Source organism: Arsukibacterium sp., assembly GCF_036735525.1.
Lineage (GTDB): Bacteria > Pseudomonadota > Gammaproteobacteria > Enterobacterales > Alteromonadaceae > Alishewanella.
Window position 1 is genome coordinate 1 of the sequence record NZ_DAINOE010000094.1, and the last position, 10,620, is coordinate 10,620.

A 10,620-nucleotide genomic window follows, 5' to 3' on the forward strand; every position below is an offset into this window, starting at 1 on the left:
GTAAAATGCTTACCGGCCGTGATGCGGCGCACAAGCGTATTGCCGATATGCTGCAGCGCGGCGAAGCCTTGCCTGATGGTGTCGATTTTAAAAACCGCTTTATTTATTACGTCGGCCCGGTGGATGCGGTGGGCGATGAAGTGGTGGGGCCGGCCGGTCCGACTACCGCCACCCGTATGGATAAGTTTACCGAGATGATGCTGTCGCAAACCGGTTTATTGGGCATGATTGGTAAGTCTGAGCGCGGTGATGAAACAGTGGCCAGCATTAAACAACATAAAGCGGTGTATTTAATGGCGGTGGGCGGCGCGGCTTATCTGGTGTCCAAAGCCATCAAAAAGTCGCGGGTAGTGGCATTTGCCGATTTGGGAATGGAAGCCATCTACGAATTTGACGTGGAAGATATGCCGGTGACCGTGGCCGTCGATAGCCAGGGTAACAATGTGCATCAACAAGGTCCGGTGTTGTGGAAAGCCAACATTGCTGAGCTGGATGCCAAACTGAGTCAGGGCAGCTAAGTCGCATATAACAACAGGCCGCAACCAAGAGTGCGGCCTTTTTTATCACAGGGGAGTCAGATGAAATATTCGATATTACTGGCAGCAGCGGTAGTCTGTACTGCTGCGCAAGCCAAGGGACCGTTAACGGTTGAGCACCTGAATCAGTTTAATAAAGTGTCCGACGTGGCGCTGTCACCAGATGGCCAGCACCTGGTATTCAGCCAGGCCAATGGCGGTTTCAGTCCGGCCGATACCAGCCAGGATTTGTATATTTTACATTTAGATAGCCGTCAGCAGCAGCGGTTAACCCAGCACCCGGCACGAGAGAGCCAGGTGCAATGGAGCCATGATGGCAAAGCCATTTATTTTGTGGCTAACCGCAATGGCTCAGAGCAACTATGGCGGTTGCCGGTTGATGGCGGTGAAGCACTGCCAGTAACGCAATTACCGCTGCCGGTGGCCGGCTATAAGTTTGCCGCTGATGGCAAAACCCTGGCACTGGCGTTATCGGTGCGCCCTGGTTGCCAAAATCTGCAATGTACGCTGGATGCCAAGGCCAAAGACGCCGCCAAAAAAGACAGTGCGCTGGCCTATGATCAGCTGATGGTGCGCCACTGGGATAAATGGCTGGATCAGTACCGTTTGCACCTGCATGTTGCCAGCCTGGGCGAGGGCCCGGTTACCGATGCGACTAACCTGATGGCCGACTGGAACACCAGCATTGCCGGTATCAGTGAAGTGGCCTTTACCCCGGATAACCAACATCTGGTGTTCAGTGCCAAATTGCCGGGCAATGATCAGGCCTGGCATACCAACTTCGACATCTTTCAGGTAGCGGTCAGCGGCGGCGAAAAAGTGAATTTAACTGCAGATAATCCGGCCTGGGATGCTAAGCCTAAGTTTTCGCATGATGGCCGTTTTATGGCTTATCTGGCGATGAGCAAGCCTCAGGCAGAGTCAGATCGTAACCGCTTGATGTTGCTGGATTTGGTGACCGGGCAGCGTAAAGAGCTGGCAACCGACTGGGACAGATCGGTGTACGATTACCAGTTTGGCCGTGATAACCGCACCATCTTTGTTACCGCTCAGGACTTAGGCCAGTTTAGCATCTTTGCCATTAACACCAGTTTTGGTGATGTGCGTAAAATTTATGGCGATGGCTATGCCGGCAGTTTACAGGTGGCACAGGACCGGCTGGTATTTACTAATCACCGCTTAGATTTACCCACTGAGATTTTCCAGATAAATCTGGATGGCAGCCGGTTACAGCAGTTAACGGACGTGAATGCCAAATGGCGTGAGCAAGTCACTTTTGGCCAGTATGAGCAGTTTAGTTTTGCCGGTGCGAATGACGCCACTGTCTATGGTTATCTGGTCAAACCCTGGAACTTTGACCCGAAAAAAACCTACCCTATGGCGTTTTTAGTGCACGGTGGGCCTCAGGGTAGCTTTGGTAATATGTTTAATGAGCGCTGGAACGCGCAACTCTATGCGGCCAAAGGCTATGCGGTAGTGATGGTCGATTTTCATGGTTCAACCGGTTATGGTCAGGCCTTTACCGATTCGATTAGCCGTGATTGGGGCGGTAAACCTTTAATTGATTTACAAAAAGGCTTTGAATATATCGTAAAAGCCCAACCCTGGATTGACGGAAATCGTGCTTGTGCGCTGGGCGCCTCTTATGGCGGTTATATGATGAACTGGATTGCCGGCAACTGGCCAACCGGTTTTAAATGCCTGGTTAACCATGCGGGCTTGTATGATATGCCGAGTTTTTATGGTAGCACCGAAGAGCTGTTTTTCCCGGAGTTTGACTTAGGCGGCACCGCCTGGGATAAAGACAGTGATTACCATAAATTTAATCCGGCGGCCCATGCTGACAAATGGCAAACGCCGATGCTGGTGATCCATGGCCTGAAAGATTTCCGGGTACCTTATGCTCAGGGCTTGGGGGCTTTTACAAATTTACAGCGTAAGGGCATTGAATCTCGACTGGTGATTTTTCCTGATGAAAACCACTGGATCTTAAACAAAGATAACCGGGTGCGTTGGTACGGTGAAGTATTCCAGTGGCTGGACAAATATACTAAATAATAACAGCTAAACTATACCGCTGATGTCAGGCAATAAGAAAACCGGATTGTGCTAAGCCAACCGGTTTTCTTTTACCCGCTTGAATAAGGAGATACTGATGGCGTTCAATTTTCAACAATGCCGTGATTATTGCCTGATGCAATTGCAAAGTGTCGAAGATTTTCCCTTCGGCCCTGATGCCTATGTCTATAAAGTTGCAGGTAAAATTTTCGCTATCTTAGGCGAAGAGCAGGGCATCGCCCGGGTTAATTTAAAGTGCGACCCGACGGAGGCGCTAATGCTGCGCGATATTTTTGCGGCGATTAGCCCTGGTTACCATATGAACAAGCAGCACTGGAATACCGTGCTGTTAGATGGCAGCGTGCCAGACAACGAAATTAAACGGCAAATAGACAATTCTTACCGACTGATCGTCAACAGCCTGCCCAAAGCAAAACGTGGTGATTCGCTGATGGCAGCTTTAGCCGGTTTTGATAAAGATTTTATCAGTGAATTAGAAAAAAACAGCCACACCGCTAATTTGCCAATATTCGGAACTGATGATGCAACTGACTGACATTGTTATTTTAGATGGCGCCCGCACCGCCATTGGCAGCTTTGCTGGCAGTTTGGCCAGTTTAAGCCCGGCAGAGCTAGGCACGGTAGCAGCCAAAGCAGCGATAAGCCGCGCTAAGGTAGCTGCAGCGGATATTGATCATGCGGTATTTGGCCATATTATTACGACTGGCCCGCAAGATGTGTATTTAGCCCGGCATATTGCGCTAAATAGTGGCATGTTGCCGACATCTGCGGCTTTTAATGTCAACCGCTTATGCGGCTCTGGCCTGCAGGCCGTGATCTCAGCCGCGCAGCAAATTCAGTTAGGGCTGAGCCAAATCGCACTGGCCGGTGGCGCCGAAAGCATGAGTAATGGTGCTTACTTACTGCCCAATGTGCGTGCTGGCCTGCGCATGGGCCATGCTGTGGCGACAGATTTAACCCTGGGCATACTGAGTGATCCTTTTGGTAGTGGCCATATGGGGCTTACCGCAGAAACCATTTGTATCCAGTATGCGTTAAGCCGCAGCGATCTTGATGCTTTTGCCCTGCAAAGCCAGCAAAGAGCGGCTTATGCCCAGCAACAAGGCTATTTTACTGAGCAGATAGTGCCCGTTACTGTGAAAACCGCACGCAACGAACAGCAATTTAATTGCGATGAGCACATCCGCCCTGATACCAGCTTGCAAAGCTTAGCCAGCTTAAAACCCGCTTTTAAAACGGATGGCATAGTTACCGCCGGCAATGCTTCAGGTTTAAATGATGGCGCTGCTGCTATGGTATTAACGAGCCTGCAATTAGCAACAAAGCGTGGTTTAAGGCCCAGAGCACGTTTACTGGGTTATAGTTTTGCCGGGGTGGAGCCTGGCGTGATGGGATTGGGGCCAATACCGGCGGTACAGCAATTACTGGCGCAAACCGGCGTTAAGTTAAACGAAATTGCTGTCATTGAATCAAACGAAGCTTTTGCCGCTCAGGCGTTAGCGGTGAGTCAGAGCCTGGGTTTTGACCCTGCTAAAGTCAACCCCAATGGCGGAGCTATTGCGCTGGGCCATCCGGTGGGGGCAACCGGCTCAATACTGACCATTAAACTGCTGGCAGAGCTAGAGCGGCTCGGTGGTCGTTATGGTTTGGTGACCATGTGTATTGGCGGTGGCCAGGGCATTGCGCTGCTGCTGGAGGCGGCTATTTAATTTAAGCTGCCGGTATTAAGGTTGCAGCATAGCGGGTAAAGGGGTAGTGGCTTTAACCGCATAGGCATGTTGCTGTTGTAACAGCGCCAGTTGCGCTAAACGTTTAGCCAGATTAGGGTGGCTATCAAACCAATCAGGAAGTACTGCATCACTTTGTTGTTGCATCGCCTTAAAAAAACCTTCTGCGCCGCCGGTATGGCCATAATGGCAATGCAGTATCTCTAATGCGGCGGCATCGGCAGCCAGTTCACGTTGCTGCGAATGCTGCGCCATACCTAACTCGGTGACAGGCATAAACCACTGGCTGGCACTGCTACTGCCGGTTACGCCATACACCAGACTGGCCAGCACCAGTGCCCGGCCTAAGCCGCGTAAATGATCACGATGCTGCAAATGTGCCAGTTCATGCGCCAGCACAAAGCTTAGCGCATTTTCGCTATCTAACTGCGTTAATAACCCCTGATACACCAGCATTACGCCACCGGGTAACACCCCGGCATTGCTGATGTCCTGCTCAATAAAGCGCAATTGCACCGGATAGCGCAAGCTGCTGCATTGTTGCAATTGATTGGTCAGCTGCTGCAAGGCTTGTTGCTGCTCACTGGGGTTAACCTGAGCACTGGCAAAATGGCCAAACCATTTATACTCCAGCTCCGGATCCAGCTTGCTGACTACCCGATCAATCAAGAGCCCTAACAGCAAATAAATCAGTGCTACGGCCAGTAGTAAAGCCGAGCCCAGCAGTAATAATTCCCTGCCAGGCTGCTGATGACTGACGTTATCATTCTGCTCTGGCAGGCGCGGGTGATAAGCCATTAGCGGCTGTTTACTGCAACCTGGCCATAAATAGCAGTGCCATAAGCCAGTAGTTCGACTGAGCCAATACCGTTACCGGCGGCATTGTAAATGGACGACGTTTCAATACGGATATTGATGATTTGGCTGGCACCCGGGCAGCTTTCTTTCATCCTGAGCATGGCTTCGCGTCTTGCTCTGTCGAGTAAGGTTTCATAGCTTTGCACCGGGCCACCGACTAAACTGCGTAAGCCGGCGACAATACGTTTAAAGTAGTCGATAGAAATCACCACACTGCCAGTGACCAGCTCGCTACGTTCAATCTGCTGCATAGGAATTAACAGATAGCGGCTGCTGGTGTTTGGCAACACCACCAGCTCAGCCTCACGCTGTGCTATGCTACTAAAATGCTGGCTTTCCAGGTAACGGCCAACAAAAAACCCCAGGAGTAATAAGGTAATAAAACCTATAAATGCAAACATGGCTTACTCCACGCGCACGGCCGTGCCATAGACATAGATTTCAGCCGCCCCTGCGGCTACAGATGATGTAGAAAAACGCACATTAACAATAGCGTTGGCACCGAGCTGCCTCGCTTGCTCAGTCATACGTTTTATGGCTTCATCACGTGATTCATTTAACAGCTCGGTATAGCCGCGTAATTCGCCACCAAACACATTTTTTAAACCGGCCATAATATCGCGACCCACATGTTTAGCCCGAACTGTGCTGCCGGAAACGACACCATAGCAATCAGCAATGGTTTTGCCGGGTACAGTTTCGGTATTAGTAATAAACATTAACGCGTCCTTTTAAATTGCATGTTAATTTAGCGTTTTATATTACTGTTAATTATATAATTTGCCTACATCTTGTAAGTCGCAGTGCTGATTTATTTGGTAGCGCCAAGCTGAATTCGCTGCAAGGCTGCCAACTGAGCCGGTTCCTGCGCACCAGAAATCAGGTATGTATTATTGATAATAAAAGCGGGTACTGAGGAAATGTCAGCATGCTGTAGAGTGACTTTTAACCAAGCTCAGCCGCCAGAAAGTCTACCAGCACCCGCACCTTGGCCGATAAATGGCGGTTTTGCGGGTAAATCGCCCAGATACCATCATCCGGTTGGCGTAGCTCATTTAGCACTGCGACCAGTTCACCACTTTGCAGCTGATCTTTGACATAGTAGTCAGGTAATTGCACTAAGCCCAAGCCTTTTAAAGCGGCATCCAGCAATGCCACACCACTGTTGCAGGTAATCCGGCCTTGCGGTTTAAACTGCTGAATTTTACCTTGTTGCATAAAGCGCCACTGCACTACTGTGCCGGTTAAGCACTGATGTTGCGCCAACTCAGCAATAGTGTCAGGTGTGCCGTATGCGGCAAGATAAGCAGGCGATGCCACCACATATTGTGTGCGGCTGGCCAGCTTGCGGGCTATTAAGCTGGAGCTTTCCAGCGTGCCTAGCCGGATGGCCAGGTCAAAACCGCCCTGAATTAAATCGAGTTTGTTATTGCTGAGCTGTAAATCTAGTTCAGTATCGGGGTAGAGTTTTAGAAAATTATGCAGCAAGGGAGCAAGGCGGGTTTCACCATAAAATACCGGCGCGGTCAGTTTAATTAAGCCACGTGGGGTAGCTTTTAAATTTGCCAGGGTACGGTTGGCCTCTGCTAAACTGCTGACCAGGTGGCGGCAATGCTGCAAATACAGCGCGCCTTCTTCGGTTAGCTTAACATTACGCGTAGTACGATACAGTAGCTTGATCGCCAGCTGCTGCTCCAGCTCGGCAATATTGCGGCTTACCTGGGCGACTGAAATACCGAGCTGTTTTGCCGCTTTGGTAAAGCTCTGTTGTTCGGCCACGGCGACAAATTCGCTGATCCCGGTCCATTGTTTCATTTTATACCTTGTGAATCTACCCCTGGCTGCTTGCGTTAACATAACCCAACTCTGTTAAGGCAGCGGTTGGAACCCCGTTTTGGTTGCCACAGAGTGTCTGAGCCCTGCCGTAGGCATAAAGGCGAGTTGCTGTGGCAAGCCAGGGCGGGCGTTGCAACGTAAGCTGCCTGCGGACCAACTATTACATATATACAAAATTGGTTTGCATTTTAACCATATTAACTCTCATATGAAAACAATACAAAACACGTTATAGTTATCAGCATAAATGACTTCGCCATATTTCCAACCAAGGATACCCTATGAAGATGATTAAAACCCGCGCCGCTGTGGCCTGGGGCCCAGGCCAGCCGTTATCGATTGAAGAAGTGGATTTAATGCCGCCACAAAAAGGTGAGGTACTGGTAAAAATCGTGGCCAGTGGTGTCTGTCATACCGATGCCTTTACCTTGTCAGGTGAGGATCCTGAAGGTATTTTCCCGGCTATTTTAGGCCATGAGGGCGGCGGTATTGTTGAGGCCATCGGTGAGGGCGTCACCTCAGTGGCAGTGGGCGATCATGTGATTCCACTCTATACACCTGAGTGCGGTAAATGTAAGTTTTGTTTATCTGGCAAAACCAACCTGTGTCAGGCCATTCGTGCTACTCAGGGCAAAGGCTTAATGCCGGATGGCACCACGCGTTTTTCAAAAAACGGCCAGCCAATTTATCACTATATGGGCACCTCTACTTTCTCTGAATATACCGTTTTACCGGAAATTTCACTGGCAAAAATTAATAAAGCCGCGCCGCTGGAAAAAGTCTGTCTGCTCGGTTGTGGTGTCACCACCGGCATGGGTGCCGTGATGAACACCGCCAAGGTAAAAGAGGGTGATACCGTGGCGGTATTTGGCCTTGGTGGTATTGGCTTATCGGCGATTATAGGGGCGGTTATGGCCAAAGCCAGCCGCATTATTGCCATTGATATCAATGAAGATAAGTTTGATATTGCCAAAAAACTCGGAGCCACTGACGTGGTGAACCCGAAAAAATTCGATAAACCCATTCAGGATGTGATTGTTGAGATGACCGACGGCGGCGTCGACTTTTCCTTTGAGTGCATAGGGAATGTCAATGTGATGCGCTCAGCGCTGGAATGTTGCCACAAAGGCTGGGGGGAGTCAGTCATCATAGGGGTTGCCGGCGCCGGCCAGGAAATCTCCACCCGGCCATTTCAACTGGTCACCGGCCGGGTATGGCGCGGCACGGCTTTTGGTGGCGTAAAAGGCCGCACTGAGTTGCCAGACTATGTTGAGCGTTATTTACAGGGCGAGTTTGAGCTGGATACCTTTATTACCCATACCATGCCGTTGGAGCAGATTAACGACGCCTTTGATTTGATGCATGAAGGCAAGTCGATCCGGGCTGTGATTCATTTTTGATGGATTAGATGTTTATTTTAGGACAAATTACAACACCCGCCTTGGCTTGTCACAGCAACTATGCCGGGCTCTCCTGCCCGGCACCAGAGGCCAGCTGATGCTGTTCAAATTCGTTCCTGACGAATTTGTCACCCTTTGCCTACGGCAGGGCTCAGACACTCTGTGCCAACCAAAACGGGGTTCTAATTCGTCCTCTTCGACTTAGGTGGCATATTCCATGAATACAAATGAGTTAGTGAAAACCAGTGAACAACGTTGCTTTGGAGGTAAACAAATCAGGTTTACCCATCAGTCAGCCGTAACCAACTGTGAAATGCAGTTCTCGGTATTTCTGCCGCCACAAGCAGCGTCGGCCAAAGTGCCTGCAGTATATTGGTTATCGGGCCTGACCTGTACCGATGAAAACTTTTCAAGTAAAGCCGGTGCGCAGCGGGTGGCAGCCGAGCTGGGTATTGCACTGGTTATGCCTGATACCAGCCCGCGTGGGGCAGGGGTGCCGGATGACGAAAACGCGGCTTACGATTTTGGCTTAGGCGCCGGTTTTTATGTTAATGCCCGTCGCGAACCTTTTGCTAAGCACTACCAGATGTATGATTATATCGTCAGTGAATTACCCGCTTTGCTTGAAGCACATTTGCCATTAACGGCTTGCCGCAGTATTAGCGGCCATTCGATGGGTGGCCATGGTGCGCTGGTGATTGGCTTGCGTAACCCTGAGCGTTACCGCTCAATTTCAGCCTTTTCCCCGATTTGCAACCCGATTAACAGCCCCTGGGGTATTAAGGCTTTTAGCGGTTATTTAGGCGATGATCAAAGCCAATGGGCGCGGTACGATGCGACTATGCTACTGCAATCAATGCTACTGCAAAATGCCAGGCAGGTTCCGCCAATCTTGGTTGATCAGGGCACGGCCGATAGTTTTTACCCTGAGCAGTTGCGTACCGACAGTTTGATCACAGCAGCAAAGCAGGCTGGGGTAACCGCCGAAATTCGTCTGCAAAACGGCTATGATCATAGCTACTATTTTATCGCCAGTTTTATAGAGCAGCATTTACGTTTTCACGCTAAGCATTTATGTAATTTACAAGCTTAGCTGCAACACCCGCCTCGGCTCGCCACAGCAACTCGTCCTTTGCCTACGGCAGGACTCAGACACTCTGTGGCGACCGAAACGGGGTTGCAGCACGCATTGCTGTTTTACAGCGACACGGTGTATCAAGTGTTGCATACTGGCATAATCAAACTAGTTACCCCATCGTCCCGTCTCAAGGAGCTTTGCATGAGCTACGATAACAACAATATTTTCGCCAAAATTCTGCGTGGTGAGATCCCCTGTTTTAAAGTTTACGAAGATGACGACACCCTGGCTTTTATGGATATTATGCCGCAGGCAGACGGCCATGCGCTGGTGATCCCCAAACATCCGGCGGTAACCTTGTTGGAACTTCCGGCCGATAAAGCCGCTAAAACGCTACAAACCGTGCAAAAAGTCATGGCGGCGCAAAAGTCTGAACTGGGGGCTAAGGGCGTAGTGCTTATGCAGCTTAACGGTGAGGCGGCCGGCCAGACAGTGCCACATCTGCATTTTCATCTGATCCCGGCTCATGTGTCAGAGTTAAAACGGCATGCCGGTGAGCAAGGCGATATGGACAAAATTAAAGCGCTGGCAGAAAAAATTCGCGCGGCCTTGTAAGCCGCTTCAGGCTGGTTTCACTTGAGTGTAAAAGGGTAAGTACGTAAGGTAGCACCCTTTTAGCGTCATTAGTTCGGATTACGTTATGTTATTTGTTAAAAGACAACCTCGTTCACTAGTGCTGGTAATTGCATTCTTGGCTGCAACTACATGCTTAGCGGCCTGCAGTAAGCCGGCTGAGGTTGTGGCACCAGATATTGGCCTCACATTTCATCTGTTGCATATCAATGATACTCATTCACAATTTGATGCCACGCCAGCGGCGTTTCAGGGGCCGGATCGGCGTATTTATACCCGCATTGGCGGCCATCCCCGGTTACTGACGGCTGCACAGCGGTTAAGAGCAGATGCCGAAGCGGAGGGCCAGGCCAGTTTATTTTTACATGGCGGAGATGCCTTTAAAGGCAGTGCTTATTTTGAATTGTTTGAAGAGCGCATTAATATCGAGGTGCTAAATCAATTTGGCTTGGACGCCATGGTGTTAGGCAACC

12 protein-coding genes are annotated in these 10,620 nt (G+C 50.1%); 8 read left to right on the forward strand and 4 right to left on the reverse strand.

Features of this window, described 5'->3' with window-relative positions; translation table 11 throughout:
- From V7D78_RS14495 to bktB, 4 genes are all read left to right on the forward strand, one after another.
- Positions 1–518, forward strand: a 518-nt coding sequence (locus V7D78_RS14495) for a fumarate hydratase C-terminal domain-containing protein (protein WP_333609171.1), incomplete at its 5' end; no start/stop codon positions are given.
- 60 nt (positions 519–578) lie between these two features.
- Positions 579–2,594: a S9 family peptidase gene (locus tag V7D78_RS14500; protein ID WP_333609172.1), complete on the forward strand. Its 2,016-nt coding sequence runs from the start codon at positions 579–581 to the stop codon at positions 2,592–2,594.
- A gap of 97 nt (positions 2,595–2,691) precedes the next feature.
- Positions 2,692–3,150 (forward strand): MmcQ/YjbR family DNA-binding protein, encoded by a 459-nt coding sequence (locus tag V7D78_RS14505; RefSeq protein ID WP_333609173.1) that lies wholly within the window; start codon positions 2,692–2,694, stop codon positions 3,148–3,150.
- Positions 3,134–4,324 (forward strand): beta-ketothiolase BktB, encoded by a 1,191-nt coding sequence (gene bktB / locus V7D78_RS14510; RefSeq protein ID WP_333609174.1) that lies wholly within the window; start codon positions 3,134–3,136, stop codon positions 4,322–4,324. The genes V7D78_RS14505 and bktB overlap by 17 nt, the downstream gene beginning before the upstream one ends.
- A 15-nt stretch (positions 4,325–4,339) precedes the next feature.
- On the opposite strand, the gene V7D78_RS14515 is transcribed toward bktB, so the two are convergent.
- The 4 genes from V7D78_RS14515 to V7D78_RS14530 all read right to left on the reverse strand — a co-directional run bounded on the left by V7D78_RS14515 (position 4,340) and on the right by V7D78_RS14530 (position 7,015).
- Positions 4,340–5,140, reverse strand: a complete 801-nt coding sequence (locus V7D78_RS14515) for a M48 family metallopeptidase (protein ID WP_333609175.1) — start codon at positions 5,138–5,140, stop codon at positions 4,340–4,342.
- Positions 5,140–5,601: a YbjQ family protein gene (locus V7D78_RS14520; RefSeq protein ID WP_333609176.1), complete on the reverse strand. Its 462-nt coding sequence runs from the start codon at positions 5,599–5,601 to the stop codon at positions 5,140–5,142. The genes V7D78_RS14515 and V7D78_RS14520 overlap by 1 nt, the downstream gene beginning before the upstream one ends.
- Positions 5,602–5,604: 3 nt before the next feature.
- Positions 5,605–5,919: a YbjQ family protein gene (locus V7D78_RS14525; protein WP_333609177.1), complete on the reverse strand. Its 315-nt coding sequence runs from the start codon at positions 5,917–5,919 to the stop codon at positions 5,605–5,607.
- Positions 5,920–6,145: 226 nt separating this feature from the next.
- The gene (locus V7D78_RS14530) at positions 6,146–7,015 is read right to left on the reverse strand and encodes a LysR family transcriptional regulator (RefSeq protein ID WP_333609178.1); all 870 of its coding nucleotides are present in this window, start codon (positions 7,013–7,015) and stop codon (positions 6,146–6,148) included.
- Between the two features lie 311 nt (positions 7,016–7,326).
- On the opposite strand from V7D78_RS14530, the gene V7D78_RS14535 reads away from it, so the two are divergent.
- The 4 genes from V7D78_RS14535 to V7D78_RS14550 form a co-directional block, all read left to right on the forward strand.
- Entirely contained in the window at positions 7,327–8,436 is a 1,110-nt protein-coding gene (locus V7D78_RS14535) for an S-(hydroxymethyl)glutathione dehydrogenase/class III alcohol dehydrogenase (protein WP_442886572.1), read from the forward strand.
- Between the two features lie 217 nt (positions 8,437–8,653).
- Positions 8,654–9,529, forward strand: a complete 876-nt coding sequence (gene fghA, locus V7D78_RS14540; protein WP_333609179.1) for an S-formylglutathione hydrolase — start codon at positions 8,654–8,656, stop codon at positions 9,527–9,529.
- Between the two features lie 186 nt (positions 9,530–9,715).
- Positions 9,716–10,129: an HIT family protein gene (locus tag V7D78_RS14545; protein WP_333609180.1), complete on the forward strand. Its 414-nt coding sequence runs from the start codon at positions 9,716–9,718 to the stop codon at positions 10,127–10,129.
- Positions 10,130–10,313: 184 nt separating this feature from the next.
- On the forward strand, positions 10,314–10,620 hold a 307-nt coding region (locus V7D78_RS14550), incomplete at its 3' end, for a metallophosphoesterase (protein WP_333609181.1).

What these genes read in the sequence shown, in the direction of transcription:
- V7D78_RS14500 (WP_333609172.1), top strand. Translation starts at nt 579, where the DNA reads ATGAAATATTCGATATTACTGGCAGCAGCGGTAGTCTGTACTGCTGCG.
- V7D78_RS14505 (WP_333609173.1), top strand. Translation starts at nt 2,692, where the DNA reads ATGGCGTTCAATTTTCAACAATGCCGTGATTATTGCCTGATGCAATTG.
- bktB (WP_333609174.1), top strand. Translation starts at nt 3,134, where the DNA reads ATGATGCAACTGACTGACATTGTTATTTTAGATGGCGCCCGCACCGCC.
- V7D78_RS14515 (WP_333609175.1), bottom strand. Translation starts at nt 5,140, where the DNA reads ATGGCTTATCACCCGCGCCTGCCAGAGCAGAATGATAACGTCAGTCAT.
- V7D78_RS14520 (WP_333609176.1), bottom strand. Translation starts at nt 5,601, where the DNA reads ATGTTTGCATTTATAGGTTTTATTACCTTATTACTCCTGGGGTTTTTT.
- V7D78_RS14525 (WP_333609177.1), bottom strand. Translation starts at nt 5,919, where the DNA reads ATGTTTATTACTAATACCGAAACTGTACCCGGCAAAACCATTGCTGAT.
- V7D78_RS14530 (WP_333609178.1), bottom strand. Translation starts at nt 7,015, where the DNA reads ATGAAACAATGGACCGGGATCAGCGAATTTGTCGCCGTGGCCGAACAA.
- fghA (WP_333609179.1), top strand. Translation starts at nt 8,654, where the DNA reads ATGAATACAAATGAGTTAGTGAAAACCAGTGAACAACGTTGCTTTGGA.
- V7D78_RS14545 (WP_333609180.1), top strand. Translation starts at nt 9,716, where the DNA reads ATGAGCTACGATAACAACAATATTTTCGCCAAAATTCTGCGTGGTGAG.